The organism is Pectobacterium polonicum, assembly GCF_005497185.1.
Taxonomy (GTDB): domain Bacteria; phylum Pseudomonadota; class Gammaproteobacteria; order Enterobacterales; family Enterobacteriaceae; genus Pectobacterium; species Pectobacterium polonicum.
In genome coordinates this window covers 17,992-42,258 of record NZ_RJTN01000020.1, presented here as the reverse complement: position 1 = coordinate 42,258, position 24,267 = coordinate 17,992, and the positions used below count along the sequence as shown (strand labels likewise).

Below are 24,267 nucleotides of genomic sequence, written 5' to 3'. Positions count from 1 at the left end.
CCCCACAGCGTGATGTAGGGGCTATGCCGCTGGGTATGTTTTACGCTCAGAACGAAATATTCACGCTCACTCACACCCCACCTCCGCGCAGTTTGCTGGCGTACATCTCGCATCGATTCGCTAGATAATGTGAGTAATTACCCTTGCCATCTTCAGCTACTCGCCCTTGTGAAACCAAGGCCTGATATTCAAAATTTAGGTATATGGCTAATTCTTCTATTGCTATTGCCATGATTTCACGGATGCGCTTATCAGTGGCTGGGAATAGAACACTACGCTCTACTTCTGTTTTCGCACCATTTTCAGGGTGATATTCCGCTGGCCAATCAGAGCAACTCCTAAACATCAATTCATTTTCCGAAGCCAGCCCATCCCGCTGCTTTTCTGTTTCTTTCAGAGACTGAACCGCCTCTGTTAGCATTGCGTCGAACTTATCGCGCTGAATTTCCAGCTCACGCATCATTGCGCGGAGAGTCTCATTGTCTTTTTGTAATTCCGATATGCAGAAATCGCGATAACCAAGCTCAGCAGCGATGTCTGATTTACTGTACAGGCTCTCCGATGTCATATGATGAACATGTTGGCAATAAAAATTACCGGATACATCAAGCTGTATAATGTCTCGTTCTGCGTATAAATTATTATCCACGATTATTCTTCTCCAGTTTCTCGTAATCCTCTCTGCAATATTCATCGCAGAAATGACCGACTTCAATCGTCTCGCTACAGTATTTGCACTTTCCTGTGAATTGCATGGGAGCAGGGCGGTTAGCTAATGCGTGCTGAATATTTAAATCGGTTAAATCATTTGCAGCGTCGATAATGTCAGCCATTTGTCACCTCAATTTTATTTACCCATTTATCACAAAACTCAGCGCGTAATTCGCACCAGCCCGAATCTTTCGTATTGGCGTGACGCAATGCTGCGAGCCACATCATTTTGGCCTGCGTGAAATCGTGTGCGCGTTCGTATGCAGCGGCATGGTTAGCTGCTGTTAGATATGCTGTGTTCATTAGTCACCCGTCCAGTTATCTTGACGACCAATTCCACGCATCCATGCGTATGGGTCAGATTGAGTTGTTTCTATATTTTGTTTTGGTTGCTGGCTAATTCTTTCTCGCTGTATTTCAGCTAATTTCATGTCATTTATTTTTCTATCAATTGCATCATTAATTGATTTATCTCTATCAATTATTTGAGGGTGTGATATTCCTTTTTCTGCGCACTCAATAGCATTCATTGCGCCGTTAACTATTTCAGAATGCTTGAGATATCTAGCCTTATCCTTTTCAGACATTCGGCTTAATCTCATCTGCTCTATTTCTTCGAGATAATCATATGCCATATCATTTATCACCTCTAAAATGGTGGCTCGTCGTCAAAATCCATTGGAGGTTCATTATTCTGTGGCGCTTGCCGCTGACCGCCACCTGTATTGCCGCCTTCTGGTGCACCGCCGACCTGACGCCCACCCAACATCTGCATGGTGCCGCCGACGTTAACAACCACTTCTGTGGTGTAACGCTCTACGCCAGCCTGATCGGCCCATTTTCGGGTTTGCAGTGCGCCTTCAATGTAAACCTGAGAGCCTTTACGCAGGTATTCGCCCGCGACTTCTGCCAGCTTGCCGAACAGCACCACGCGGTGCCACTCGGTCTTCTCTTTTTGCTCACCGGTTTGCTTGTCACGCCAGCTTTCCGACGTAGCCAGCGTGATGTTGGCAACTGCACCACCATTCGGCATATAGCGGACTTCTGGGTCTTGACCCAGATTTCCGACAAGAATCACTTTATTAACGCCTTTACTAGCCATTTATGCCGCCTTGTTGAGTTCAGCGCCGCGATTTTTGAAAACTTCGACGCATTTATTTTGATGGTCTGCTGATGACGCAAGGGAATTCCACGCAGGCTTATATATTCCCTTTAACTCATCAAGCGACTGACATTCACCCGCCAGTGCTGTGAAGTCTTTCAATATTTCATCAGGGCTGCGTGGCGCGACGTTATGACATTCTGCGTCGGGGTCTATTGCGGTTTCTTCAGTTGGGATGCAGAACGTCTGAAATGCGGCATATTTGTAGGCGATCGACATAGCCTTATTGGTCGCCTTGTCGCCGCTATCCATTGCCTCGCCATATGTCGCCACGGTATGTATACTCCCATCCTCTGCGCTGGCGAAATCGAACTCAGCCTTGATGACAACATAGAACAGCGTGCCGCCGCTTTTCGTAACACGCTCTGTTACCGTTCGCTCTGTGATTCTTGGCAGGATGACTAATTTATGCTTTGCTAGAACAGGAGCTAATGCGTTGTAAACCTGATCAATGCCGCGAAACATAAATCCCTGCTGGCGGTTCTCTCTACTCTTGCTGATTCCCTGTGTTGCCATTTCCTCAGCCACCGCGCAGATCGCGGCATATACCTTTTTCGTTTCCACAACTCACCTCACATGTGATTACCAGCGAACTCATCCCATGTAATAGGCTCGTCGCTGTGGATTTCTGAACACTCTGATTCGTTTGTTTTTGAGTGCAGAATGGCAATGTTTTTTCTCTGCATTGATGCTTGATGTAGATAATTTGCTGATTCAGCATGCCATCCATTTTCTCTGCACTGTTTCGCCATTGTGATATACAGACCATGAAATGAAATTCCGACGCGCCTTGATGCTGGATATCTGAGTGGGTTTTCCATTTTCACGGCTGCAATCTCCGATTCAAAAACCGAATAATCATGTCAACGAGCGTTCTCGGTTTAAAATCATCGCTCGTTAATATATTTGTGCGAGAGTGTTGTATTGATTTAATTGCGTCGAATGGGCGGCACACGATAACGCCGCCACAGATATTATCGTTCATCGTGGCTTCCTGTATTTGGTTAATTTCACAATGCCCACGATGTAGGCATTAGGCTATTAAATAAATATCATCAAAACAGCGCTCAGAAATAGCAGCATCAATAACAACGCCACTCCCATCACAGCGTAATATAATGTGTATCCGATCACCTCTTCTGGTCTCATTATTTCCCCGATGTTGCAAATGTGCGTAAATAAAAAAGGCTGCGCTATGCAGCCTGTCGGTTAAACTTTCTCAAGTGCTTATCAATCAAGCGCAATGCTTCAACGAAATATTCTTTCTGTTCGTTGCAATACTCAGCACTGCGATTTAAATCTTTGTAACAATCCCCACCAGGAGACCATGCTGATATTGCACTAACCACCATGCCGCGTTGATTTTTTAGCTTCTCTTCCGAGTGTGCATTGTTGTTTATTTCTGTCAGCAATACTGAGTTTGGTTTGTTGCTCATGTCTTTCTCACTTTTGAACATGAAACGGGTTATTAGGCTTTCCGCGATGCCCTGCGTTAAACAACGCTACTTGCGGCAGACACACAGAGCCGGAATATTCCGGCTCACTTCTTTTCGGCAAATCAACGTGAGTTAATTTCGCCCACGCTTTGCTGATTTTGAATGCTAGCGCTGCATGTTCCCGGCGCCTTGCCATAAGCTCACCACGTTGACGATAGCGGCGTGTTTTGGCGTTGTCTTTAGCTGGCTTAACGATGATTGTTGTCATTACTGTCTCCTATGAGTGCTTTGGTGATTGAGTGGACGGTGCTGATCTCCGTCATAGGGCGCTTGTTCGGCGGCGTCGAGCTTGCTTATTCGCTTGAGCCATCCCTGCGAGTCAGCCACGTCCCGCTGCACATCAGCCTGTGTATTCACTCAATCCCAAAGCATTCACTTTGGTCTCCTACATTGGCAGGAGAATTCCCATTCATGTTAAAGAGCGAGGCACTTGGCGGTGGGCTGCGTCGTGCTGTGAGGTAAGAATACTCAAGGTATTTATTATTGTAAATACTCTCAGTATTTATTTTTTATAAAAATATTCACAGTATTGATTTTTAAGTGAATTTATTTTTCAGGCGGATATCTGAGGGCATGCAGGAGCTACGGAAAGGTGCAGGAGTAGTGATTTAGTGCAGGAGTGGGCAACTACCAAAAATCTTTTGGTAGTTCGAAATGCTGGAAATGGGGGGGAAGGGCACAAAAAACCCGGCGCGGGGCCGGGTGGGGGAGTGGTGGGGGGGGGGGGTATATCATGCGGTAAGCATTAGAACGCGCCTGCAAAGCCTTTCAAATTGTTGGAAGAAAAGGTCTCGATTGCTTTTCATTGTGTCAAAAACATTTCCTGCTTTACCATCACCCTTCAAGTCCTCATCCGTAATCGCAAAAACTGGCTTGGACAGTTTTTGGCTGATAGCAATTAAGGAGTTAAAGTCGGAAATCTGGGCTAAATCATAAGCCCTTAAATGCGGGGTATCTGTAGCATCGAGGGATTTTTGAATTTCATCTTCTGATGCAGAACAGCCAATAAGATGCAGTGAAGTAGCTAAAACATTATTTACAGCCCCGTGAATCTCATTGACCCAGTGCTCAAAAGATTTTACAGGCATACCATTTCGTGGGCGATATCTTTGGTGGATTGCACCAATAAATTTAGGTTTATTGGTTATATTTATCGCTGTTCCCGATTTTGCAGTCTTCTTGAAGAAGTCTAACTCAGCATGCCATGCTGTAATAGTTTCAGACAGGGAGTTAATCGCTTGCCAACAAAAAAAGTCTGGAGTCGCTGGTACAATAAAATAATTACTAGACATTAAAGCTATTTCATTCAAGCCGCCGACGCTTGGGCTTAAGTCATAAATGACATAATCTATTTGATTTTTCTCAGCAATCATGTTGATAACTTTAGGCAGGTTGCCAGGGAGGTTCCTTGTCAAGGGAACGCCAGAAGCAATTTTAAGAGCAACACTAATTTGAGAGTCGAGCATTGAGACGCTAAGGTGTCCCGGGAGCAGATAAAGATTTTTATTTTGACACTCAAAGAGCTTTGCCGAATCAGAATTTACTAACTCTTCTACCGATGAGCCATTCATTAACGTATCAACAATAGACTCCATTGTTAGATTGTATCTACTGCTGTAAAAATTTTCCAAGCTTTCACTAACGGTCGTGTAACCTAAAACCATTCCAGTTAGATTGCACTGAGAGTCAAGGTCAACCATCATGACTTTCTTGCCGGCACTCGCTAACCCCCAACCAATATTAAAAGCAGTAGTGGTTTTGCTTACACCACCCTTATGGTTAAAAAAACAAATTGATTTCGGCATTGGCGAAGTCCCCAGCTCTAATATTTCAGTCATGATATTTCCTTTATTTTATATAAGTTTCGTGTTAATGGCATCACAAAAATATCCACCCACCCACACCCACACCCACACCCACACCCACCGCCAGTGGCTAAATCAGCCCTACGGAAGATTGGCTATCTTCGCGTCAACAACAACGCCGATAATCCGGCAGTTCCCGTTAATCGTAATCAGCGGGTACTGAGGATTCAGCGGCTTTAGGAACCTGTGTCCGGCGTCTTCAACATACTTCTTAAACGTTGCCTCGTTCTCACCATCCAGCTTTGCAATAACGAGCTTCCCGTTAATTGGCTCCACTTCTGGGTCAACCAGGATCACCATGCCTTCAGGTATACTCAACCCAACGGGCGACGTCATTGAATCGCCTTTAACGTCCAGCCAGAACGAGCTATCAGAGCAATCAACGGTCGTTTCATACCAGCGATCAATAGACCTGCGGTGGTACGGCTCAATAGCCTCAGACCACGAACCAGCACTTACCCAGCTTATTACGGGATATTCGCCTTTTGGTTCGTGGAAACCGTGGAAAGACACGTTTGAATCAACGCTGCTTGCGTAAGATGCCGCATCGCTTGCAAGCTCGGGACTAAATTCAGATATTGGAACCTGAAGGATTCTGGCAAACCCTGAAGCCATGGGAACATTGAGCGCGATCCGTCCATTAAGATAATGACCAACGGCACCCTGAGATATTCCCAACTCGTCAGCGATAGTGTATTGCGTGACGTTCAATTCTTTTTTCTTCGACTGGTACAAAGCTTTTAGCTTTCTTGCCGCTTCAAGCTGTTCTCTCGTCAGTGTCTTTTTCGTTTCCATTCTCACATTTTAATAGCAAAGGTAATCAAACAAAAATACTTAGGATATTTACATGAATAATTACCTGTAGTATTCTTTATCTGTAATTAACAGGGAGCGACCTATGAATCGAATGACACTTGAGGATTACGCCAAGATCCATGGGCAGGCTAAAGCCGCAAAAGATTTTGGCGTGATTCAGTGCGCAATAAGTAAAGCCATCAGAGCAGGACGGAATATTTTCGTCACTATTCAACATGATGGCAGCGTTAAAGGGGAAGAGGTTAAGCCATTCCCTAGCAGCAAGAAATAGCAACACCCGCTCTTTAAACCCGCTGATCTCGCTCTGCCATTGTGGAGCACTAAACAAAGTGGCACCCCACGGGATGCCTATGCATTTAAAACAGGAAAATAGTAACTAATGGACAACGCAAACTACAGCAAACCAACACAGCGCGAGATTGATCGGGCTGAGACAGATTTACTCATCACCGTCTCTCATGTGACAGGCCGTAAATTCGCTGAAATGGCGGGATGGCATGAATCAAAAATCAGTCGAATGAACTGGCGGGACATCGCAACGATATTTTGCATAGCGAAAATGGCTGCTGAATGTAGTCCGCTTGGGTATGCAATTCAAGAGGCATACAAAGCGGTTGGAATAAAAAAATCCGCGTCGGGCAAAGGCGCGGATTCTCAGATAACGATGGAATTTTAACTGGATCAAATCACAGGGGTAATTATACATGAACACTGCTGAGGTAATCAAATTCCCCGGTCCTGAACCGGGGCAGGAGAAAAGAGTGGCAGATCTCGAAGATGGTTACACGCGAACTGCTAACGAATTGCTTGAGGCCGTTATGTTATCTGGCCTGACGCAACACCAACTGCTGATCGTTATGGCTGTATGGAGAAAGACCTACGGCTATAACAAGAAAATGGACTGGATCGGCAATGAGCAGTTCGCAGGCCTAACAGGGATGGCGGCAACAAAATGCTCTACAGCAAGAAACGATTTAATCAGGATGGGAGTCCTTGTACAGCAAGGGCGTCAGGTAGGAATGAACAAGGCCGTTTCTGAGTGGAAAACCAAGTTTAACGGATTCAGTAAAACATTTACCGAATCGGTAAAGAAAACCTTTCCTGAATCGGTAAAAAGCGATTTACCGAAACGGTCAAACACAAAAGACAATATTACAAAAGACAATATTACAAAAGACAATAAAGACAGTATTACCCCTATAGTCCCCGCTGGGGACGTGTGTAAAAAACCACCTGAGCAGGACGAAGATAGCCCGCCAGAGCAACCAGCATCACAAGCCATCAAAACCGTGTTCAGCCACTGGCAGGCAGAACACAACCACCCGACATCAAAACTCGACCAGAAGCGCCGGAAGAAAATCAACGCCCGTCTCGATGAGGGATTCACCGTTGCTGACCTCTGCAAGGCCATATCTGGTGCCAAGTACGACGCTTGGTTAATGGGAAAAAATCCATCCAACAGGCGCTATGACGGCATAGAAACAATCCTGCGTGACGCCGCTCAGGTTGAGAAGCTGCGCGACCTTGACGACAACGAGCACGCGAAGGCGATCGCAGCCGGGAAATACTCGGCAACCACTGCAAGAAACCTTGACCGTCTCCAGCGCTGGGCAGGAGAGGGAGACAGCGGAGCACCATTCTGATGAACGACACTGAAAAACCTAAGTTCGCTCAGTCGATGGCAGCGATTGGCGAGATATACGGGAAAGAGATTTCCGAGGTGATGATCGGGATTTACTGGAACGCCCTGAAGCCGTACCCATCCGAGGATGTGCAGAGAGCATTTCAGGGGCATACCCGCGACACCGACAACGGGCAGTTCTTCCCCAAACCCGCTGACCTGCTGCGGCACATCGAGGGCAACAAGGACGGCAGAGCGTTACAGGCATGGAGCAAGGCATACAAGGCCATTTGCAGCTACGGACGCCGCAACAGTGTTGTGTTTGATGACCCCGCGATTCACGCAGTTATTTCTGATATGGGGGGCTGGATTGAGTTTGCTGGAGTGACGGAAGAGGAATTGCCGTTCCGGGCGCGTGAGTTTGAGAAACGCTACCGAGCGATGCTGATCACCGGCGTGCAGAAATGCGAAACCATCCTGATCGGCATGGACGATGCGCAGAATATTCGCTCTGGATTTCAGGAAACGCCAAAGCCTTTTTTGCTGGGCGATGTGACCAAGGCCAGGCAGATCCGCAACGGGATGTTCCTTATCGAAAACAAAGGTGCGGCCTAGACCGAATAAACAGGAGGAGTGATATGCACAATGAGCGCGAAAGATTAGACGCTCTAATAGCTGAACAGCGGCAACGAAAACCGAAATACGCACCATCCATCATCACCCAGCCAGCAAGAAACCCCACACGCAGACAATCCATTGCAGAGGCGAAAATTGAATCATTCAATTCGGCGCTGGCAATTATGCGTGACAAATTACGGCTGGAAAAATCGGAGAGAATGCGTATCGGGATGTTATCAGCAATTAGCGCAATAGAGCGGATGAGAGACGAGGTGAAACCGTGACATTCGACAAATGGTTTGCTGAGTTAATCGGAATAGCACAATCCAAGGGCTATTACGCTCCGATGTACGAAAACGAGTGGCGTGAAGATTTTGACGCTGGATTATCGCCAACTCAAGCGTGGAATGGTGACTATGACTAACGAAATCCCCGGATGCCGAGCAGACGGCACCTGCAAAGAGTGTAATCACTATAAACAAACAGGAATAGGCGGCGCGAGTTTGTGCGCGAGAAAAGTTAAAGGGGTGAAGAGTGAAAGTGAAAATGGTTGAGCAAAAATGCACGGGCTGTAATGGGCATGGATTGGTTGGCGGATTACTGCCCAATGGCGGCGGCTATGACGTGGACGAATGCCCGTACTGCCACGGTAGCGGTATGGAAGTTGAACCTAAACTAGCGGAGGGCTTGCAATGAGTGAGTGGATTAAGACAAGCGAGAGAATGCCGGATAAGAATCAGGGGTGCTTGACGTGGAACGGGATTCACATCGGCAAGTCGTTTTTCTCGTTTGGTAGCTTTCAGTGCTGGCAACCACTCCCCGCACCACCACAGGACTAACCATGATTTACCCATATTTATCTGAACTACTAGGCTCGCTAATAATCGCGGGCCTTATTTTTGCCCGGAGGATGTAATGATTATTCCAGAGAACGAAAATTGCTATGGCTTGGTAGTCGAAGATTTAGGCGAAGTGCTGTCTATCGGAGAAGACGGACTGGCTGTTGATACAGAACAGGCGCAGCAACTGATAGTCGTGCTGCAACGCTGGATTAATAACGAAAATATCGAGGATTGATTATTGCAAATCGAAATGGTCAAAAATGCCGGTGGCGTTTTCTGTCCAGCGTTCGAACATGATTTACCCCGTCTGACAAAGTTCAAAAATGGCGAGATGTACAGCGCCGAAATCAAGTTAACCCGCAATCCAGCATTTCACCGCAAAGCCTTTGCCTTTTTCAACTTCTGCTTCCAGCACTGGGCAGCGGATAGGGCGGGCCTTGAGCACATGGATGAATACAGCCAGTTTAACCGCTTCCGCAAAGACCTGACGATACTTGCCGGGTTCTATGAGCAAACGGTACGGCTGAATGGTGATGTCAGAACGGAAGCCAAGAGCCTGGCGTACGCGAACATGGAACCAGACGAGTTCGAACGCTGTTATTCCGCATTAATCAACGCCGCTATCAAGCACGTTTTCGTCGGGACGAAAGACGAAAACATTCTCAATCAACTACGGAATTTCTTCTGAGGTTTTATGAGCACACGAAAAATAATCAGTGAGTATTTCAAAACTCACGACAGAGCGACATTTCCAGAAATACGAGTTCATTGCGAATTGTCTGGATGTGCAAGGGGAAATATCTCATGCGCAGTACATGACATGTTGAATCGCGGTGAACTAACTCGATCAGGAAATCGCGGCAGCTATCTGTATGTGGCGTGCGGTGACTTGAAAACCGACATCAAGTTGGGCCGCCCGCTGGGCAGGAAAGACAGCACGCCGCGCCAGCGTAGGAAGTCCACCCCATCCAATTCGGCGGCTCGATTCGATCAGCTACTGAGCGGGGTGCGGGGATGACACTCAAATCAAACACATCAGCAGATGATAAGGATCGCTGGCAAACACCGCTGTGGTTATTCGACGCCCTCGATATTGAATTTGGATTTTACCTCGACGTTGCTGCTAGTGATAAAAATGCACTGTGCGCGCATTATCTCACTGAGTCTGACGATGCGCTCAATGTTGACTGGTTTAGCCACGGTGCGATCTGGTGTAACCCGCCGTACAGCAAAATCACTCCATGGATTGAGAAATCGGCGGAGCAATATCGCAAACAAAACCGAACTGTAGTGATGCTAATACCCGAAGACATGTCAGTCGGCTGGTTCTCGCTCGCGCTGAATTCAGTTGATGAGGTGAGGGTCATTACTGACGGGAGAGTTAATTTCGTAGAGCCATCTACGGGGATGGAGAAAAAAGGCAATAGCAAAGGCTCAATGCTCCTGATTTGGCGCCCGTTCACCACTCCGCGCCGGATAATCACCACCGTTTCAAAACCGCTGCTAATGAATATCGGTCAGGGAATACGGAGGGCTGCATAGTGCTAACTCAGAACGAAATATCTGCATATCAAAAATCATGCATTCAGCGCTCATGCGTAGTCGGCTACGAGGGTCAATCACTCTGTGCTAATTGCAATGCTGATTTGCATCCGTTCGAAACTCACGTTTGTGATGAATGCGCAGGGGAACTACTGGAACAGGAGAAAAGCGATGGCTGAACGGCACAAGCCGCCGAAGCCTAAGACCTGCCCGATATGCGACGCTGAATACACCCCTCGCTCTACCACTCAAAAAGTCTGTTACTCCATCAAATGCGCAATGACCTACGCAGAGCAACAAGAGAAGCGCAAGTCTGAACGCGAAGCATGGAGGCAAGCAAAGTCACAGCGTGACGACTTAAAGCGCCGCAGAGAATCTCTCAAGACGAAATCAGACTGGAACAAAGAGGCGCAAGCCGCTGTGAACCGGTTCATATTTTGGCGTGATTACGGGAAGCCCTGTATCGCGTGCGGTAAACCTCTCAATTACGGCGTTCGGGGTGGGGCAGTAGACGCAAGTCATTATCGGTCAAGAGGCTCAGCACCACATTTAAGGTTCAACATTTTCAATAATCATGCTGGTTGCGTTCACTGCAACCGCGACCTGTCAGGGAACCTGATTCCCTATCGAATAAATCTCATCGAAAAAATTGGACTTCATTGCGTAGAGCGACTGGAGCATGACAACACATCGCGCAAATTCGACATCGACTATCTCAGGCGAGTGAAAGGCATATTCACGCGACGGGCTAGGCATTACGAGAAATTGCGCAAGCGTCAGATGGAGATAGCAGCATGAAAATCCTGACCTACATCCTCAACCTATTTACCCCCATCACCCCTCAAGTCCAGCCAGCGCATTATCAGAGCTGGGATGCCTATCCAGAACGGAGGAAACAACTGTGAGACTCGAAAGCGTAGCCAAATTCCATTCGCCAAAAAGCCCGACGATGAGTGATTCACCTCGGGCTACTGGTGGGGATTCTTTAACGGGTACTGATGTGATGGCAGCCATGGGGATGGCGCAATCACAGGCAGGGTTCGGAATGGCTGCTTTCTGCGGAAAACATGATCTCAGCCAGACCGATAAACAACGTGCTATCGAGCTTCTCACTCAATTTGCTATCCGCGTATCGGGGAAATATCGCGGCGTAGCAAAGCTTGAAGGGAATATTAAGCGGAGGGTTGTGCAAGTGCTCGCAACGTTTGCGTATGCTGATTATTGCCGAAGCGCAGCGGAGAAAAAAGAATGCCCAAAGTGCGCCGGAAAGCGGTTAATTCCACAAAAAGGGAAGGCGGTTAAATCGCATTATTTAATGCGTCTTCCGCAGTGGGCAAAAGACCTCGGGCAGAGTCCATCTGATTTTCATCGGGAGCGAGAAATCGAAGAGGTGGATCATGTTATGTGTAAAAAATGCAACGGCAAGGGGTGGGTAAGCGTTGCCTGTAGGGACTGCAACGGATCGGGGCGAGCAATGGATATTGAAAAAACCAGACTGCACGGTAAGCTAGTCGAAAAAGGGTGCGGTCGATGTGGCGGCGCTGGCTATTCAAGAATGCCAGCCAGCGCCGCGTATAGGGCTGTGAGCGCATTCATTCCTGATCTGACCCAACCCACGTGGTCACGCACGATAAAGCCGCTGTATGACGCTATGGTGGTGCAATGCCACAAAGAGGAGTCAATTGCCGATAACGAATTGGCTAAAGTTACACGATAGACGCACGATTGCCACGGATGGCACCATTTTAAAAGCAATGTATTGACAAGTTGAATAACATTGGGTAAATTTGACCTAACAATACGATATTACCGCTTGTTGATTACCACTCCAAGTACCCATTCAAGCCCTAGCCTAACCGCTGGGGCTTTTGTTTATGCAATCGGCGGAATTTCTCGACGCACAGAGCTGAGATAGATTTTATTGTCATCAGTAGTGCTGACAAACCACTCTGATTTTATCCATTTGTTAACGGCCTGAGCATCAACGCCCATGTGCCGAGCGAATGCGGCTTTATTGCCGTTGAAGTTTTTGTTGATGAATTGAGTTAGTTGCATTCTTTTTTCTTCCCCTGCTGTCGGGTTTTAGTTTTGATACGCAGCTTTCCGTTCTTTTTTTCGTTCATAGGCACTTGACGACCTACTCTTTCTTTGTGAAGTAATCGACGTAGTGTTTTGAAACGCTACCCCGCAAGTCGTCAGGGTATGCCTTCACTGAAAACCACTGCGGATATTTTCGTGTCAGATCTCGATATTTATCCTTCATGCTGGCGTGAATGTACTCCCCAGCGCGTCGTTTTTTTAGGCAGTTGTTTATGAATACCATTTCGTTGTCACTAGGGGCGTACAGTACAACGGGTTCAACGTCTACAGTTTTTATAGTGTTAACGCCTGGCTTAATCAGGCGTTGCTGAAATTCTTCCATTGCCATTTTGATTAGCTCAGCCAACGCATGGTCTGATAGTGACGAGAATTTTATTTCACTAAACATTTACATACTCCTCAGTCATCGAATTCCCACGAATAGGTTGCTGTATCACCTCTATCCATTGCTACCCTGATTGAGCTGATTTGGTTTTCAGTGAGTTTATTTTCAATTTTTTCACCTGATTCATTACAAATGTACCAGCCACTTTCTGTGTAAACGCTACCGTATTTACCAGATAACGCACCAGTTTCATCATTTACCACAAACCATTTTGTGTTAATGTCGCCAGCTTCAATAACGCTTTCTAATGTTGCGGTGACTTGAAGAGGAAAGCAGTCGTCGTATTCCCTCTGCATCATAGATGCAAGTTCTGAGTCGCTGAATTTCTTATAGAAGACATCAACACTGGTCGATGAATCAATAGTTAAAATCTGAACATCTCGTCCTACCCAGTGTTTGACTGGGTCGCGTAGTAAAATCTCATAACTGATGCAGTCAGCGTCGCGATCTTTCTGCAATGTCAGCGTGTTGCCTTTGTATTCAATAGTTTTAATGCTCGTCATTTTGAATCCCTCAATCTCGTTTCGATATAAATAATATAGTCAAAAAATGACTATATGACAACATTTATTTTCACATTTTTCAATCACACACAGCGCCAGCCCCGATGGGGAGGTGAGGCTATGAGAATGGACAAATATTCAAGCGGCACCGCCATTGGCTGGGGTTCGTTTACTGCAATGCTGGGTGCTCTGTCACTCAATGATTGGGCGTTAATTGTGGGCATCATCTGCACACTCGGAACATTCGGTGTGAACTGGTACTACAGACGCAAGGAATTTCAGCGTAGCGCGGAGACATCAAAGTGAACCCGTCGCTGCGCAAAAAGATTGCTGGCGCTGTCGCAGGTGGTGCTATTACCATCGCTACAGTGCTTATTCAGTGGCATGAGGGCGTTCGTTATACGCCGTACCGTGATGTAGCTGGCGTGCTCACTGTTTGTTACGGACACACTGGCCCCGACATCATCCCAGCGAAGAAATACACGCAGTCCGAATGCAATGACCTGCTGGCAAAAGATATTGCGCCTGCTGCTGCCGCTGTAGAGAAGGCCGTCAAGGTTCCGATGACCGACATGCGCAAAGCTGCGCTAATCTCCTTCACGTACAACGTTGGTATCGGTTCTCTGAATCGCTCAACGATGCTGCGCAAACTGAATGCTGGCGACACATCAGAAGCCTGTGACGAGCTAAAGCGCTGGGATAAAGCAGGCGGTAAGGTCTGGCGCGGATTAACTGACCGTAGGGCGGTGGAGCGTGAGTTATGTCTATCAGGGCTACAGTAATCATTGCTGCGGTTTCGCTGGTGGCTGGGATAGCAATTGGTTGGTGCGTTCAGGGGCTGCGTTGGGATGCTGATGCTGCCGAAATTGGGCGAAAACAGTCTGATGATATCAGCGCCAGCCAGCAGGACATCATTGCGCGTCAGTCGTTTGATTTTCATCACTACAACGAGATAGCACGCAACGCGAATCAGTACGCCATCAACATCAAAGGGCAGTCAGATGAAAAGCAGGTTATTTACCGGACAATTATTAAACGTGACCCAGTTAGTGGTAAGTGCGTCCCTGATGATGTTGCTGATCGGCTGCTCGACTACACGCACCATCTACGTGCCAGCGCAATGCGTGCCATTGCCAACGGAACTGACACAACCGGTTCTGGTACCGCTGCCACCACCTGCCGACTGACGTATGGGCAGGCTGTGTACTGGATTGACCCGCTGCTGACAGTGATTGACCAGGCTAATAGCCAACTATCAGGAATACGCGAAGCTGAACGCAGATAACGGAATGAGGTAGCACAAGTGAACATTATCCCCGTCTCATTCCGTGATGCGTGTGATTTCGTCAGGAAACTACATCGGCACAACAAAGCGCCAGTAGGCCATAAGTTCAGTATCGGACTGCGTGACTCAACTGGAAATCTGGTGGGCGTGGCGATGGCCGGTCGTCCAGTGGCTCGGCATTTTGATGATGGGTTAACACTGGAGGTCAACAGGACATGCACGGATGGAACGCGAAACGCTAACAGCATGCTATACGGTGCTGTTCGGCGGGCTGCGTGGGGAATGGGATATTGCCGGATTATCACGTACACACAGGCTGACGAATCAGGCGCATCACTTCGTGCGGCAGGTTTCGTTATGATTAAAAACATCCCAGCCCGCGGAAGTTGGTTAGAATCCAGCGTTAAACGGCGTGAAGGCCGTGACCCTGTAGGAAATGGCGGGGTTGCTCGGCAATTGTGGGAAGTGAGGCGATAGACACTCCAGCAGGCATTCACTGAGTGCCTGTGATAACGCTGAATAGGGTTACGAGGTAACTATGACTAAAAATGATGGTGATTTTGTTTACGAGCCTGACCTGAGCGATTTTGATTTACGTCAGCGCTCACTAGACATAGAAACGCCCGTTCGCATTGAGCACGAAACCCCAATAGGTCGAATACGACACGTTTATAAAAACGGCATTCCGATATGCCGATACATGGAAAGAACAGACTAGCCGCCTCCGGGCGGTTTTTTATTGCCATCACATTATTCATTTCCAAACGAGTGAATAGCGTAATGGTTTTATAAAATGCTAAAGGTGAAAGGTCATTGCCTGCGGGGGTATTATGAATAAACCGACTCATGCAAAATCTTTCCAATGGCCATCTATTGAGGATGAGCATTGGTACCAAAAGCTAAAGCGTGATGATGGGAAAGAACTGCGGGGGTATGAATTTTTTCTACGAGAGTTTTGCACCGTAACCACTCCTGACACTGTTGATACAGGCGAGAATAAAAAGGAATAGACATGGCAAAGCCGGATATGGAGTCTATCAAGCGCGATTACTGTGCCGGTGAACTCTCTATTCAGAAGGTTGCCGACAAGCACGGAATAGCAAAGTCCACCTTAATCGACATGGCGAAAAAATCTAAATGGGTTCGCCAGAAAAAACCGACCAAAAACCCCGACCAGGCCGAACAAAAATCCCGACCAAAAAAAACGGTCGGACGGTCGGACGGTCGGACGGATTTACAGTCATCAAAATCAATTCCTCAAATTGAAAATCAAATTGATTCGAATTGCCCGACAATTGAAAACTCGAACGATGACTGGACGCTAAACCCTGATGAATACGGCCTTAACGACATGCAGGCTCGTTTCGTGAATGAGTACCTTAAAGACCTTAACCGAGTCGCCGCATACAAACGGGCAGGGTACAAATGTGAAGGGCAACAGGCTTACGCTGCGGCATCGATCCTTTATAGAAATTTAAAGGTTAGCCGAGCCATTCGCGATGCTTTGGACTCGAGAGAACGCCGCACTCAAATCACCCAAGATGACGTGTTGAAAATGTGGTGGGAGATTGCGACCGCTGACGCTAACCAGATTACCGAATTGCGCCGCTTGTGCTGCCGTCACTGCTGGGGATTTGGTTTCCAGTACCAATGGCAAGATGCGGTAGAGTTTGAAGAAGCGAGCGACAGAGCAAAGCAAGCCAAGAAGCCGGAACCAAAAGATAACGGCGGCTATGGCTTTGACGCACAACTCGATCCCAATCCTGAATGTCCACGCTGTAACGGTATGGGTGTTAGTCGGTCGCATTTTCATGACACGCGAGATTTACGCGGCGCAGCTCGTCGCCTGTACGCTGGTGTGAAAGAAGGTAAGTTCGGTTTGGAGGTCATCACTCGCAATCAGGATGACGCCCTGAAGATGGTTGCTCAGCATTTAGGGATGTTGAAAAACCGAACAGAGCTAACGGGTGCTGATGGTGGTCCGATCAACCAGGTGAATTACACGCCAGAGGATTACGCTAAGGCGCAGTCAGCGTTAGAAAATCAACTCCCTGATTTGGATTGATTGCGGCAGAGAAAACACAGGAAAAAATCGGTTTCATCTGTCGTTTTGTTCGAACTGCAATAGCGGCGTTTTGTTATCAAAATGTTGCTGCTGAAAACTCTCATTTATTACCGAGAAAACCCGCACTTTTAACGCTTTCGTGGCGATTTTGGCGCGAGCTCCGATCGCGTGGTGCGCAAAATCTACAATATGTTAAATAGCCCCCAAAACGGGTAAAAATCGGGATTGAAAAATGTCACAGTTACTCGAATGGGAAAATCTGGATTTCCCCGCTCGGGTGGCATTGAAATCCAAATCTGAAAAATCATTCTTAAACTTCACCCGCATTTGGTTTGAGATGTTGCAGGGCGATCGCTTGCTGGTGAACTGGCATCACAAAATGATGGCCAGCAAGATTGATGATCTGGTGGCTGGCAGGTTGCAGCCCCGAAACCTGATTATCAACGTCCCTCCGGGTGGTACAAAAACTGAGTTCGTTTCTGTCCACCTACCGGCTTATATCAACATGCTGGTGCAAACGGAAAAGCTCAGACGATTCCGTAATCTCAATATTTCATTTGCTGACACGCTGGTAAAGCGTAATTCCCGCCGCACGCGTGACATCATCGCGAGCCCTGAATATCAGTCGCTGTGGCCATGTAAATTCGGCGTGAATCAGGCTGAGGAATGGCAGGTTATCAATGCCAGAGGGCGCACCATCGGTGAAACAGTCTCTCGATCCAGTGGTGGGCAGATTACGGGCGGTCGTGGTGGTTACCCTGGCCCCGATTTTTCCGGTTTCGTTTGTCTCGATGACTACAACAAACCGGAAGATATGTTTTCCGGTACCAAGCGTGAGAACGCCAATCGCCTGTTAGTGAACACCATTCGTTCACGCCGCGGCGATAAATCGAAAGATCACCCGTCTCCATTCGTCAGCATTCAGCAGCGGTTACACACCAACGACGCAACCGGCTTCATGCTATCTGGCGGAATGGGTGTCGATTTCCATCACGTCACAATCCCTGCGCTGGTTAGCGAAGAGTACATCGATTCGCTGCCGGAGCCGTGGCGGTCGCTGTGTTGGTTCTCCGTCAAGAAAACTGAGAGCGTCGTTGTCGGCGGCGTTCGTTACTGGTCGTACTGGCCTGTAAACGAATACGTCGGCGACCTGATGCGCCTATGGGAGCGTGATGAATACACGTTCCTGTCTCAGTACATGCAACGCCCGCGCGCGCTTACTGGCGGGTTGATTGATACGGACTGGTTTAAGCGTTACACGCATCTGCCGCAACTCACGCATCGCGCCGTCTACGTCGATACGAACAGCGGGAAAGTCGAGGACTTCAACGACTACACCGTTTTTACGCTGGTGGGCGTGGGCATTGACGGAAACCTCTACATCATCGACAGCGTGCGCGGGAAGTGGGACCCCGAAGATCTGCTAAAAACGGCGATTGAGCTGTGGGAGAAATGGCGACCATTTGACCGCAAGCGACCCGCACCACTGCGCCACATGGGGATTGAGGACAAACAGGCGGGACAAGGGCTAATCACCACATTGAAAAAGCGCAAATCACTTCCCGTTCTGGAAATCCCGCGCGGCGCAGGCCAAAACAAGCTGATCCGATGCCTGAACACGGTCCCTCAAATCAAAACGGGGACGGTATTCATTCCCGCTCTGCTAACCGATGACGGGCAGCGAGTCGACCAGGTTTATTACGCAGATGGAACCGTGGCCGCACGAACTGATTGGGTTATGCCAGCACTCGCCGAATGCGCGGATTTCTCCGCAGATGACAGCCACAAAAACGACGACATTCTCGATACGTTTATGGACGCGATCGAGATCGAATTAATTTCCGGCGCTAGTGCCGGGTGGGGATGGGTTTAACGATGACCGATAATAAATACGGCGGAAAGCCCAGAATCCGAGTTAGCAATGATGGTCTGGCTAACATGATGACCGGAATGGGGACGGAGCGTGACCGCAGAACGTTTAACCGTTTCATGTTCAACATGCTGCAAGATTTTGCAGAGTTGGAAGCCGCTTACATTGATAACTGGATCGCCCGGGACATTATTGATATTCCGGTCGATGACTCTACCCGCGAGTGGCGAGAGTTCGCCTCTGATGACGCGACCGCCATTCGTGAAGCGGAGAAGCTCTATAACGTTCAGTCCGTAACGCAGGATGCGTTTAAATGGGCTGGAGTATATGGCGGCGCTGGCGTGTTGATGATTACCGATCAGCCGTTCAACAGACCGCTGAGAGTGAAGAAAATAAAGCAAGGTTCGTTAAAGCGGCTGCTGGTTCTCGATCGCATGTTCATTAACGGCCAGGCGTTTAACGTCACCAATCCGCTGGCAGAAAATTACATGCTGCCGGATTACTTCGTTGTGAACGGTGGCTCTCAACAAATCCACTATAGCCATTTCGTGAAAGCGCCAGGTGCTCAGCTTCCGATGCGCCTACGGATGATAAATGGCGGGTGGGATGACAGCCGTTTGCGTCGATGTTTAGAGGACGTTAAAGATGCGGTTTCTGCCAAAGGTGGAGTTGCGGCGCTGATTCAAGAGGCAAACATTGACGTCATCAATAGGGAAAATCTGGCTAACGATCTGGCAGCTGGCGACATGGATGATGTCATAGCGCAGCGATACAACATTTTTGGAATGATGAAATCCCTCTATCGTCTGGCACTGCTGGATAAGAATGAGGAGTTTGATCGTAAACAAATATCATTTGGCGGGCTCGGTGAAATCCTGTCTGTGTTGATGGAATGGACGGCTGGTGCCGCAGGCATTCCCATGACGCGCCTATTTGGTGTTCAGGCTAAAGGTCTGGGAGATAGCGGCCAGGGGGATATGAACAATTACTACAACACTATACGTGGTGGTCAGGAGTCGAAATATCGGCCGTTCCTGAAGCGGATTGATGAGGTGTTGATCCGTTCAACGCTGGGCACCATGCCTGATGGCCTCGATTTTGAGTTTGCCCCGCTATCTCAACCCACTGATACCGAACTGTCAGCGCAGCGCCTGGCAGATGCGCAGGCCGATGAACTCCGCTTGCAGCAAGGCGTTGTTCGCAAATCTCAAGTTGCGCGCAAACTGATGGAGCAAGGCGTTTATGGCCTCAAAGAGTCTGATATTACCGAGCTCGAATCTGACGAAAAAGCAGAGCGGGACGGTGATTACGAATTCCGGCTTGCAGAATTTGCAGGAGTTGATGGCAAAAACGCCAATACGCCGCCGAGCGCCAATCCGGCCAATCAAGCCGAATGACGCCGCCGAGCGATTTTATCGGGCACAGCTCCGCGATATTGTCCGGCAGATGGCGCAGGCGGTTGATGAAGCGCTGGTGCCGGTACTGCGTCGAAACTACACGGCAGACAGTTACCTTACTGACATTCTGAAAGAGGCCATTCGGCAGGCGTCAGAGCGATTCATGAATACGGCGTTTCAGCGCAACGCTGAGCGGCTATCTCAACGCGTCGTTAGTCGTGCCGAGTCGGACAGTTCAGAGGCATTTGTCGAGCAGATAAACCGCGCCATCGGCATTGATATGACGGCGCTGATGGTTAACGAAAATCTCGTCAATTACGTTGATGCGTCAATAGAGAGCAACGTTGCGCTCATCAAATCGCTTTCATCGGATTATTTCGAAGATATCCAGATGCAGGTGTTTGACGGCATCTTGCGCGGTGATTCGCTCACGACGATTGTTCGTAATCTGCAACACAGTACGGGAACCGCATACAACCGCGCACATCTGATAGCGCGTGACCAGACGGCAAAAATTCAGGCTGATATAACAAGCGCCCGCCAGCAGAACGCGGGTATTGATCGCTTTCGTTGGTCTACGTCGCAAGACGTGCGTGTGAGCGGAAACCCCGCGGGGAAATATCCCCTCGCAAAAATATCGTGTTTCGCTATATCACGGATAGATGTTGGCATGGGTGCCGGCGTTTATCTCTGGTCACGCGGGGCTAAGTATAACGGTCAAACTGACCTATTCCCCGGCAGGGCGCACATTGGATGTCGCTGCCATGCCATCCCACAAATCAAAGGTCTCGACTACTGAGGATTAATCATGCGGATCACTATTCGTGACCGCGTGGCGTTTCCCGTTCCATCCCAGCGAGAAATCACACCCGAAGGCTACCTAAAAGTTCCCGGGCGGGTTGCTCGCGTCGGTATCCAGCAATATCTGGCGTCCGAACTGGGATTAACGGACAGGCCACCTGGTCAGATCGTTAATGTTTATCGCCCACCTGAGGAGGTTTTTAAACCCAGTAGCCTAGCGAGCTACGACAACATGGACGTCACTATCGATCACCCCGATGACCTGGTGGACTCAACCACGTTTAAGGAGGTGACTGCGGGGCATGCAACATCGCCTGGGCGACCGGATGATGAGGGCTATGTCGTTGTCGATTTGTTAATCAAAGACCAGCAGGCCATTGATGAAATCGACAAGGGCAAGGCTGAGCTGTCAGCCGGTTATACATCTGAGTATGACGATACGCCCGGCATCGCACCGGACGGTACCGCATACGAGTACGTTCAACGTGACATCACCATTAACCATATTGCGTTATGTGACCAGGCTCGCGCCGGACACAAGGCGCGTCTGTTCGACAACAAACCAACGGGAGAAAACCCCATGCCATTTAAAGTTGTGCTGGATTCTGGCGTTCACGCGACGGTTGCAGAAGAGGCAACCGCTCAACTGATTCAAGCCAGCTTTGACAGCCTGAAAAAGCGCGTAAAGGACGCCGAAGAAGAGAAAGAAAAAGCCGAGGCGGCGAAAGACCAGACGGAAGAGGAACTGGAGAAGGAAAAGGCCAAATCTGACGCGAAAGATGAAGAGATCGAAGAACTGAAGGAGAAAACCTCCGAAGACTCGATTTCGAAGCTGATCGCCGAGGTCGTGTCTGTCCGTGATTCTGCTGCGAAAATCGCGGGTGAGAAATTCTCCTGTGATTCACTCGATCCGCTGAAAATCAAACGCTCCGCGCTGGATGCCGCAGGGATTAAGTGTCGTAAACACGGATCATGGGACAACGCTCCTGATGCGTATGTTACGGCCTATTTTGACGCGGAAGAAGAGCGCCGTGAAAACGATGACGACGATGACGACGACGACGAAGAAAAGGATAAGACCTCTACTGATTCGTTGAGCGGATTCTCTCGCGACATGGCTAAGGTAAAAACGGGTGATGCTCAGGCGCAGCGTGATAGCTCGCGGCAGGCATTTATGGACAAACGTTACAACAAGAATCAGGGGGCTAAATAATGGCCATTGCTCAGGATAGCTTTCCGCTCTTTCGCGGCAAAGCGTATGAGGGGCAGATCTCAACAACCGATGTTGTTGAAGTGATCTCCCGCAATGTTGAAACGGCGCTGGTGTCGTTTGGGCGTGCCGTTGTGCGCGGCTCTGCGCCCCGCAGCTGTGCGCCTGTTTCTGCTGCGACAACTGCGGCAGAAATCATCGGATTCAGTGTGCGGTCACTTGCTGAATTCAGTCCCTCAGCACCAACCAATCCGCCCAATTATGCATCTGGATATGACGTCAATCACGTTGCATCCATCTTGCGCCGTGGGCCGATGTTTGCGCTGTGTGTCAGCGGTGCTGATGCAGGCGAAGCCGTCAGCGTCATTCTGACGGCAGGGGAAAATCAGGGGCGGCTTACAACTGGTTCTGGTGCTGGCCTGCTGGTTCTCAATCAAGTCAAGTGGGTTGAGGATGTTGCGGCTGGTGAAGTTGGTGAAATCCGCGTTGACGGCATTTTGAACGTAAGCGCATAAGCGGAAGGAAAACAGAATGAGAAAAAGTGCGTTTGATGTGGCCCCTGCGGCGGTCATATCTTTCATGGTGCAGCAGGCGGCGCATATTGAAGCTGAGATTTACCGCCTGGAGTATCCGCAATTCAAATACGGGTCACTGCTACCACTGGATAACAGCGCCCCTGATTGGTCAAAAACAGTGGTGTTCAGAGCGGTTGACTCAAGCGGGGAATTGCAGGTGATGGGGCCAAACTCTACAGACATTCCGACTGTAGATATCGCCATGAGTCAGGGTTTTCACGAAATTAAAACGGCGGCGCTGGGCTACACGTATTCAATTGAAGAGATTAATTTCTCAATGCTGAATAACGTGAATCTTGATGCTGAGCGCGGCCAGGCGGTGCGGGACGTTGTTGAGCAGGGGATGAATAAAATTTATCTGCTGGGAGATAAAGGGATCGGCGAGGGGCTATACACCAGCCCCAACGTATCATCTGAAGCGGCTCCGGCAACATTGGCTGCGCTGGTGGCTGCAATCCCTACTCAGGGTACGCAGCCGATTATCGATTATTTCGGGAATGCGTATAACTCCGTATATATCGAAAATACGAACACGGTACACCGTCCGAATGCATGCGTACTGCCAGCGGAGCAACATCAATTGTTGATGCGTACGCTGCTGTCTACGCAAAACGCCAGCAATATCACACTGCTGGAATTCCTGCGTCAAAACTTCAAGGACATTGATTTTGAAGATGACATCCTGCTGAAAGGTCGCGGTGCTGGCGGTACCGATCGCATGATGTTCTATAAGAAAGAAATGCGTGTAGTTAAGGGTCATGACGTGATGCCGCTGCGCTTTTTGGCTCCGGCGACGGCGGATAACGTCAATTATAAAGTTCCTGCGCTGGTTCGTACGGGCGGCACTGAGTGGCGCATTCCGAAGGCTGGCCACTATGTTGATGGGGTATAAAATGGCTGAATTATTCAATAAGCATACTGCGCCCGTAACTGTTACTGATGCCGTTACGGGACAGCGCATTACCATTCCGTGCGGACACTCTGCGCTGGTGTCCGGTGATTTCCGTAATCATCTGTTCGTTAAGTCCGGCATGATTCGCGCTGAACATGATGACGATGATAAGCCGGTCGTAACAACGATTACGACGAGTGGCGCCAGTGTCGAAGAGTTGGAAAAAACTATTGCTGCATTGCGAGCGCAGATCGATGCTGGTGCTGGCGGTGCTGGCGGTGCTGGCGGTGCTGGCGGTGCTGGCGGTGCTGGCGGTGAAGATGATTTACTGGATAAAGACGCATTGCGTGAGCAATACGAAGAACTGTTCGGTAAAAAAGCACCCTCGGCCTCAAGCCCTGAAACGCTGAAAAGAGCGATCGATGAGCGACTTGCAGAAATCGCCGAACAAAGCGGTGATGGTGCTGGCGGTGCTGGCGACGGCACCAACGAAAACGAATAAACCCCGTCA

The 24,267-nt window shown here is 48.9% G+C and carries 40 protein-coding genes and 1 pseudogene; 28 read left to right on the top strand and 13 right to left on the bottom strand.

Annotated elements, in window-relative coordinates; translation table 11 throughout:
• Positions 1-70 precede the first annotated feature (70 nt).
• The 8 genes from EDI29_RS17665 to EDI29_RS17630 all read right to left on the bottom strand — a co-directional run bounded on the left by EDI29_RS17665 (position 71) and on the right by EDI29_RS17630 (position 3,577).
• Positions 71-649 carry a hypothetical protein gene (locus EDI29_RS17665; RefSeq protein ID WP_137741941.1) on the bottom strand — a complete coding sequence of 193 codons (579 nt, stop codon included), beginning with the start codon at positions 647-649 and terminating at the stop codon, positions 71-73.
• Positions 642-833 (bottom strand): hypothetical protein, encoded by a 192-nt coding sequence (locus EDI29_RS17660; RefSeq protein WP_137741940.1) that lies wholly within the window; start codon positions 831-833, stop codon positions 642-644. The genes EDI29_RS17665 and EDI29_RS17660 overlap by 8 nt, the downstream gene beginning before the upstream one ends.
• Positions 826-1,014: an ANR family transcriptional regulator gene (locus tag EDI29_RS23280; RefSeq protein ID WP_137741939.1), complete on the bottom strand. Its 189-nt coding sequence runs from the start codon at positions 1,012-1,014 to the stop codon at positions 826-828. Before EDI29_RS23280 ends, EDI29_RS17660 begins: the two co-directional genes overlap by 8 nt.
• Positions 1,014-1,346 carry a hypothetical protein gene (locus EDI29_RS17650; RefSeq protein ID WP_137741938.1) on the bottom strand — a complete coding sequence of 111 codons (333 nt, stop codon included), beginning with the start codon at positions 1,344-1,346 and terminating at the stop codon, positions 1,014-1,016. Before EDI29_RS17650 ends, EDI29_RS23280 begins: the two co-directional genes overlap by 1 nt.
• 14 nt (positions 1,347-1,360) lie before the next feature.
• A complete protein-coding gene (locus EDI29_RS17645; protein WP_137741937.1) occupies positions 1,361-1,813 on the bottom strand; it encodes a single-stranded DNA-binding protein in 453 nt (150 codons plus the stop codon).
• Positions 1,814-2,437, bottom strand: coding sequence for an ERF family protein (locus EDI29_RS17640; RefSeq protein ID WP_137741936.1), 624 nt, complete (start codon positions 2,435-2,437; stop codon positions 1,814-1,816).
• Positions 2,438-3,066: 629 nt separating this feature from the next.
• Positions 3,067-3,309, bottom strand: coding sequence for a hypothetical protein (locus EDI29_RS17635; RefSeq protein ID WP_137741935.1), 243 nt, complete (start codon positions 3,307-3,309; stop codon positions 3,067-3,069).
• Positions 3,310-3,316: 7 nt separating this feature from the next.
• Complete coding sequence (locus EDI29_RS17630; protein ID WP_137741934.1) at positions 3,317-3,577, bottom strand: transcriptional antitermination N peptide; 261 nt, start codon at positions 3,575-3,577, stop codon at positions 3,317-3,319.
• Between the two features lie 23 nt (positions 3,578-3,600).
• Here EDI29_RS17630 and EDI29_RS17625 point away from each other — a divergent pair, with 23 nt between their 5' ends.
• Positions 3,601-3,831, top strand: coding sequence for a hypothetical protein (locus EDI29_RS17625; RefSeq protein ID WP_137741933.1), 231 nt, complete (start codon positions 3,601-3,603; stop codon positions 3,829-3,831).
• Between the two features lie 269 nt (positions 3,832-4,100).
• Here EDI29_RS17625 and EDI29_RS17620 read toward each other — a convergent pair whose 3' ends face one another.
• Together EDI29_RS17620 and EDI29_RS17610 are read right to left on the bottom strand one after the other, a co-directional pair.
• Positions 4,101-5,207, bottom strand: coding sequence for a ParA family protein (locus EDI29_RS17620; RefSeq protein WP_241664964.1), 1,107 nt, complete (start codon positions 5,205-5,207; stop codon positions 4,101-4,103).
• Between the two features lie 108 nt (positions 5,208-5,315).
• Entirely contained in the window at positions 5,316-6,029 is a 714-nt protein-coding gene (locus tag EDI29_RS17610) for a LexA family protein (RefSeq protein WP_137741931.1), read from the bottom strand.
• Between the two features lie 103 nt (positions 6,030-6,132).
• Between EDI29_RS17610 and EDI29_RS17605 the strand changes: the two genes are divergently transcribed.
• From EDI29_RS17605 to EDI29_RS23260, 14 genes and pseudogenes are all read left to right on the top strand, one after another.
• The gene (locus tag EDI29_RS17605; protein ID WP_137741930.1) at positions 6,133-6,321 is read left to right on the top strand and encodes a Cro/CI family transcriptional regulator; all 189 of its coding nucleotides are present in this window, start codon (positions 6,133-6,135) and stop codon (positions 6,319-6,321) included.
• A gap of 108 nt (positions 6,322-6,429) precedes the next feature.
• Positions 6,430-6,726, top strand: coding sequence for a CII family transcriptional regulator (locus EDI29_RS17600; RefSeq protein WP_137741929.1), 297 nt, complete (start codon positions 6,430-6,432; stop codon positions 6,724-6,726).
• A gap of 28 nt (positions 6,727-6,754) precedes the next feature.
• Positions 6,755-7,693: a replication protein gene (locus tag EDI29_RS17595; protein ID WP_137741928.1), complete on the top strand. Its 939-nt coding sequence runs from the start codon at positions 6,755-6,757 to the stop codon at positions 7,691-7,693.
• On the top strand, positions 7,693-8,286 hold the full coding sequence (locus EDI29_RS17590; protein ID WP_137741927.1) for a DUF6475 domain-containing protein: 594 nt from the start codon (positions 7,693-7,695) through the stop codon (positions 8,284-8,286). The genes EDI29_RS17595 and EDI29_RS17590 overlap by 1 nt, the downstream gene beginning before the upstream one ends.
• Before the next feature lie 23 nt (positions 8,287-8,309).
• Complete coding sequence (locus EDI29_RS17585; protein ID WP_137741926.1) at positions 8,310-8,573, top strand: hypothetical protein; 264 nt, start codon at positions 8,310-8,312, stop codon at positions 8,571-8,573.
• A 250-nt stretch (positions 8,574-8,823) separates the two neighbouring features.
• Positions 8,824-8,985: a hypothetical protein gene (locus EDI29_RS22805; protein WP_167494533.1), complete on the top strand. Its 162-nt coding sequence runs from the start codon at positions 8,824-8,826 to the stop codon at positions 8,983-8,985.
• The gene (locus EDI29_RS23275; RefSeq protein WP_395303146.1) at positions 8,982-9,128 is read left to right on the top strand and encodes a DUF551 domain-containing protein; all 147 of its coding nucleotides are present in this window, start codon (positions 8,982-8,984) and stop codon (positions 9,126-9,128) included. Before EDI29_RS22805 ends, EDI29_RS23275 begins: the two co-directional genes overlap by 4 nt.
• Positions 9,129-9,204: 76 nt before the next feature.
• Positions 9,205-9,366 (top strand): hypothetical protein, encoded by a 162-nt coding sequence (locus EDI29_RS22800; RefSeq protein WP_167494532.1) that lies wholly within the window; start codon positions 9,205-9,207, stop codon positions 9,364-9,366.
• 3 nt (positions 9,367-9,369) lie between these two features.
• Positions 9,370-9,819: a DUF1367 family protein gene (locus EDI29_RS17580; RefSeq protein WP_137741925.1), complete on the top strand. Its 450-nt coding sequence runs from the start codon at positions 9,370-9,372 to the stop codon at positions 9,817-9,819.
• Between the two features lie 326 nt (positions 9,820-10,145).
• Positions 10,146-10,673, top strand: coding sequence for a phage N-6-adenine-methyltransferase (locus EDI29_RS17575; protein WP_137741924.1), 528 nt, complete (start codon positions 10,146-10,148; stop codon positions 10,671-10,673).
• Positions 10,673-10,852: a protein NinF gene (locus EDI29_RS23270; RefSeq protein ID WP_167494531.1), complete on the top strand. Its 180-nt coding sequence runs from the start codon at positions 10,673-10,675 to the stop codon at positions 10,850-10,852. The genes EDI29_RS17575 and EDI29_RS23270 overlap by 1 nt, the downstream gene beginning before the upstream one ends.
• Positions 10,845-11,471: a recombination protein NinG gene (locus tag EDI29_RS17565; protein WP_137741922.1), complete on the top strand. Its 627-nt coding sequence runs from the start codon at positions 10,845-10,847 to the stop codon at positions 11,469-11,471. The genes EDI29_RS23270 and EDI29_RS17565 overlap by 8 nt, the downstream gene beginning before the upstream one ends.
• 103 nt (positions 11,472-11,574) lie before the next feature.
• Positions 11,575-11,940: pseudogene (locus EDI29_RS23265) on the top strand (antitermination protein Q); the annotation flags it as partial.
• Positions 11,941-11,988: 48 nt separating this feature from the next.
• Positions 11,989-12,390, top strand: coding sequence for an antitermination protein Q (locus EDI29_RS23260; protein ID WP_395303358.1), 402 nt, complete (start codon positions 11,989-11,991; stop codon positions 12,388-12,390).
• 155 nt (positions 12,391-12,545) lie between these two features.
• On the opposite strand, the gene EDI29_RS17555 is transcribed toward EDI29_RS23260, so the two are convergent.
• From EDI29_RS17555 to EDI29_RS17545, 3 genes are all read right to left on the bottom strand, one after another.
• Positions 12,546-12,728: a hypothetical protein gene (locus tag EDI29_RS17555; RefSeq protein WP_137741920.1), complete on the bottom strand. Its 183-nt coding sequence runs from the start codon at positions 12,726-12,728 to the stop codon at positions 12,546-12,548.
• Positions 12,729-12,810: 82 nt separating this feature from the next.
• On the bottom strand, positions 12,811-13,161 hold the full coding sequence (locus EDI29_RS17550; RefSeq protein WP_137741919.1) for a hypothetical protein: 351 nt from the start codon (positions 13,159-13,161) through the stop codon (positions 12,811-12,813).
• Between the two features lie 11 nt (positions 13,162-13,172).
• On the bottom strand, positions 13,173-13,661 hold the full coding sequence (locus EDI29_RS17545) for a hypothetical protein (protein ID WP_137741918.1): 489 nt from the start codon (positions 13,659-13,661) through the stop codon (positions 13,173-13,175).
• Between the two features lie 120 nt (positions 13,662-13,781).
• Between EDI29_RS17545 and EDI29_RS17540 the strand changes: the two genes are divergently transcribed.
• From EDI29_RS17540 to EDI29_RS17480, 13 genes are all read left to right on the top strand, one after another.
• Positions 13,782-13,967, top strand: coding sequence for a phage holin family protein (locus EDI29_RS17540; RefSeq protein ID WP_039494316.1), 186 nt, complete (start codon positions 13,782-13,784; stop codon positions 13,965-13,967).
• A complete protein-coding gene (locus tag EDI29_RS17535) occupies positions 13,964-14,443 on the top strand; it encodes a lysozyme (RefSeq protein WP_137741917.1) in 480 nt (159 codons plus the stop codon). The genes EDI29_RS17540 and EDI29_RS17535 overlap by 4 nt, the downstream gene beginning before the upstream one ends.
• On the top strand, positions 14,422-14,946 hold the full coding sequence (locus tag EDI29_RS17530) for a hypothetical protein (RefSeq protein WP_137741916.1): 525 nt from the start codon (positions 14,422-14,424) through the stop codon (positions 14,944-14,946). The genes EDI29_RS17535 and EDI29_RS17530 overlap by 22 nt, the downstream gene beginning before the upstream one ends.
• Before the next feature lie 18 nt (positions 14,947-14,964).
• Complete coding sequence (locus EDI29_RS23050; protein WP_137741915.1) at positions 14,965-15,423, top strand: XF1762 family protein; 459 nt, start codon at positions 14,965-14,967, stop codon at positions 15,421-15,423.
• Positions 15,424-15,776: 353 nt separating this feature from the next.
• The gene (locus EDI29_RS17520) at positions 15,777-15,956 is read left to right on the top strand and encodes a hypothetical protein (RefSeq protein ID WP_137741914.1); all 180 of its coding nucleotides are present in this window, start codon (positions 15,777-15,779) and stop codon (positions 15,954-15,956) included.
• A 2-nt stretch (positions 15,957-15,958) separates the two neighbouring features.
• Positions 15,959-17,011, top strand: coding sequence for a terminase small subunit (locus EDI29_RS17515; protein WP_137741913.1), 1,053 nt, complete (start codon positions 15,959-15,961; stop codon positions 17,009-17,011).
• 232 nt (positions 17,012-17,243) lie between these two features.
• Entirely contained in the window at positions 17,244-18,884 is a 1,641-nt protein-coding gene (gene terL / locus EDI29_RS17510) for a phage terminase large subunit (protein WP_137741912.1), read from the top strand.
• 2 nt (positions 18,885-18,886) lie between these two features.
• Positions 18,887-20,278 (top strand): DUF1073 domain-containing protein, encoded by a 1,392-nt coding sequence (locus EDI29_RS17505; protein ID WP_137741911.1) that lies wholly within the window; start codon positions 18,887-18,889, stop codon positions 20,276-20,278.
• A complete protein-coding gene (locus EDI29_RS17500) occupies positions 20,223-21,077 on the top strand; it encodes a phage minor head protein (protein WP_241664963.1) in 855 nt (284 codons plus the stop codon). Before EDI29_RS17505 ends, EDI29_RS17500 begins: the two co-directional genes overlap by 56 nt.
• Positions 21,078-21,086: 9 nt before the next feature.
• Positions 21,087-22,292, top strand: coding sequence for a DUF2213 domain-containing protein (locus tag EDI29_RS17495; RefSeq protein ID WP_137741910.1), 1,206 nt, complete (start codon positions 21,087-21,089; stop codon positions 22,290-22,292).
• Positions 22,292-22,804, top strand: a complete 513-nt coding sequence (locus EDI29_RS17490; protein ID WP_137741909.1) for a structural cement protein Gp24 — start codon at positions 22,292-22,294, stop codon at positions 22,802-22,804. Before EDI29_RS17495 ends, EDI29_RS17490 begins: the two co-directional genes overlap by 1 nt.
• Positions 22,805-22,820: 16 nt before the next feature.
• A complete protein-coding gene (locus EDI29_RS17485; protein ID WP_137741908.1) occupies positions 22,821-23,756 on the top strand; it encodes a DUF2184 domain-containing protein in 936 nt (311 codons plus the stop codon).
• 1 nt (position 23,757) lies between these two features.
• A complete protein-coding gene (locus tag EDI29_RS17480) occupies positions 23,758-24,258 on the top strand; it encodes a hypothetical protein (RefSeq protein WP_206664369.1) in 501 nt (166 codons plus the stop codon).
• Positions 24,259-24,267 lie beyond the last annotated feature (9 nt).

Bases quoted from the DNA above. Each gene is read 5' to 3' on its own strand.
- EDI29_RS17635 (WP_137741935.1), bottom strand. From the start codon at position 3,309: ATGAGCAACAAACCAAACTCAGTATTGCTGACAGAAATAAACAACAAT.
- EDI29_RS17540 (WP_039494316.1), top strand. From the start codon at position 13,782: ATGAGAATGGACAAATATTCAAGCGGCACCGCCATTGGCTGGGGTTCG.
- EDI29_RS17590 (WP_137741927.1), top strand. From the start codon at position 7,693: ATGAACGACACTGAAAAACCTAAGTTCGCTCAGTCGATGGCAGCGATT.
- EDI29_RS17545 (WP_137741918.1), bottom strand. From the start codon at position 13,661: ATGACGAGCATTAAAACTATTGAATACAAAGGCAACACGCTGACATTG.
- EDI29_RS23275 (WP_395303146.1), top strand. From the start codon at position 8,982: ATGAGTGAGTGGATTAAGACAAGCGAGAGAATGCCGGATAAGAATCAG.
- EDI29_RS17520 (WP_137741914.1), top strand. From the start codon at position 15,777: ATGAATAAACCGACTCATGCAAAATCTTTCCAATGGCCATCTATTGAG.
- EDI29_RS17595 (WP_137741928.1), top strand. From the start codon at position 6,755: ATGAACACTGCTGAGGTAATCAAATTCCCCGGTCCTGAACCGGGGCAG.
- EDI29_RS17530 (WP_137741916.1), top strand. From the start codon at position 14,422: ATGTCTATCAGGGCTACAGTAATCATTGCTGCGGTTTCGCTGGTGGCT.
- EDI29_RS17605 (WP_137741930.1), top strand. From the start codon at position 6,133: ATGAATCGAATGACACTTGAGGATTACGCCAAGATCCATGGGCAGGCT.
- EDI29_RS17610 (WP_137741931.1), bottom strand. From the start codon at position 6,029: ATGGAAACGAAAAAGACACTGACGAGAGAACAGCTTGAAGCGGCAAGA.
- EDI29_RS17500 (WP_241664963.1), top strand. From the start codon at position 20,223: ATGGCAAAAACGCCAATACGCCGCCGAGCGCCAATCCGGCCAATCAAG.
- EDI29_RS17600 (WP_137741929.1), top strand. From the start codon at position 6,430: ATGGACAACGCAAACTACAGCAAACCAACACAGCGCGAGATTGATCGG.
- EDI29_RS17630 (WP_137741934.1), bottom strand. From the start codon at position 3,577: ATGACAACAATCATCGTTAAGCCAGCTAAAGACAACGCCAAAACACGC.
- EDI29_RS17620 (WP_241664964.1), bottom strand. From the start codon at position 5,207: ATGACTGAAATATTAGAGCTGGGGACTTCGCCAATGCCGAAATCAATT.
- EDI29_RS17515 (WP_137741913.1), top strand. From the start codon at position 15,959: ATGGCAAAGCCGGATATGGAGTCTATCAAGCGCGATTACTGTGCCGGT.
- EDI29_RS17660 (WP_137741940.1), bottom strand. From the start codon at position 833: ATGGCTGACATTATCGACGCTGCAAATGATTTAACCGATTTAAATATT.
- EDI29_RS17490 (WP_137741909.1), top strand. From the start codon at position 22,292: ATGGCCATTGCTCAGGATAGCTTTCCGCTCTTTCGCGGCAAAGCGTAT.
- EDI29_RS17650 (WP_137741938.1), bottom strand. From the start codon at position 1,346: ATGGCATATGATTATCTCGAAGAAATAGAGCAGATGAGATTAAGCCGA.
- EDI29_RS17485 (WP_137741908.1), top strand. From the start codon at position 22,821: ATGAGAAAAAGTGCGTTTGATGTGGCCCCTGCGGCGGTCATATCTTTC.
- EDI29_RS17575 (WP_137741924.1), top strand. From the start codon at position 10,146: ATGACACTCAAATCAAACACATCAGCAGATGATAAGGATCGCTGGCAA.
- EDI29_RS17585 (WP_137741926.1), top strand. From the start codon at position 8,310: ATGCACAATGAGCGCGAAAGATTAGACGCTCTAATAGCTGAACAGCGG.
- EDI29_RS17505 (WP_137741911.1), top strand. From the start codon at position 18,887: ATGACCGATAATAAATACGGCGGAAAGCCCAGAATCCGAGTTAGCAAT.
- EDI29_RS23280 (WP_137741939.1), bottom strand. From the start codon at position 1,014: ATGAACACAGCATATCTAACAGCAGCTAACCATGCCGCTGCATACGAA.
- EDI29_RS17555 (WP_137741920.1), bottom strand. From the start codon at position 12,728: ATGCAACTAACTCAATTCATCAACAAAAACTTCAACGGCAATAAAGCC.
- EDI29_RS17495 (WP_137741910.1), top strand. From the start codon at position 21,087: ATGCGGATCACTATTCGTGACCGCGTGGCGTTTCCCGTTCCATCCCAG.
- EDI29_RS17550 (WP_137741919.1), bottom strand. From the start codon at position 13,161: ATGTTTAGTGAAATAAAATTCTCGTCACTATCAGACCATGCGTTGGCT.
- EDI29_RS17480 (WP_206664369.1), top strand. From the start codon at position 23,758: ATGGCTGAATTATTCAATAAGCATACTGCGCCCGTAACTGTTACTGAT.
- EDI29_RS17565 (WP_137741922.1), top strand. From the start codon at position 10,845: ATGGCTGAACGGCACAAGCCGCCGAAGCCTAAGACCTGCCCGATATGC.
- EDI29_RS23260 (WP_395303358.1), top strand. From the start codon at position 11,989: ATGCGTCTTCCGCAGTGGGCAAAAGACCTCGGGCAGAGTCCATCTGAT.
- terL (WP_137741912.1), top strand. From the start codon at position 17,244: ATGTCACAGTTACTCGAATGGGAAAATCTGGATTTCCCCGCTCGGGTG.
- EDI29_RS22800 (WP_167494532.1), top strand. From the start codon at position 9,205: ATGATTATTCCAGAGAACGAAAATTGCTATGGCTTGGTAGTCGAAGAT.
- EDI29_RS17645 (WP_137741937.1), bottom strand. From the start codon at position 1,813: ATGGCTAGTAAAGGCGTTAATAAAGTGATTCTTGTCGGAAATCTGGGT.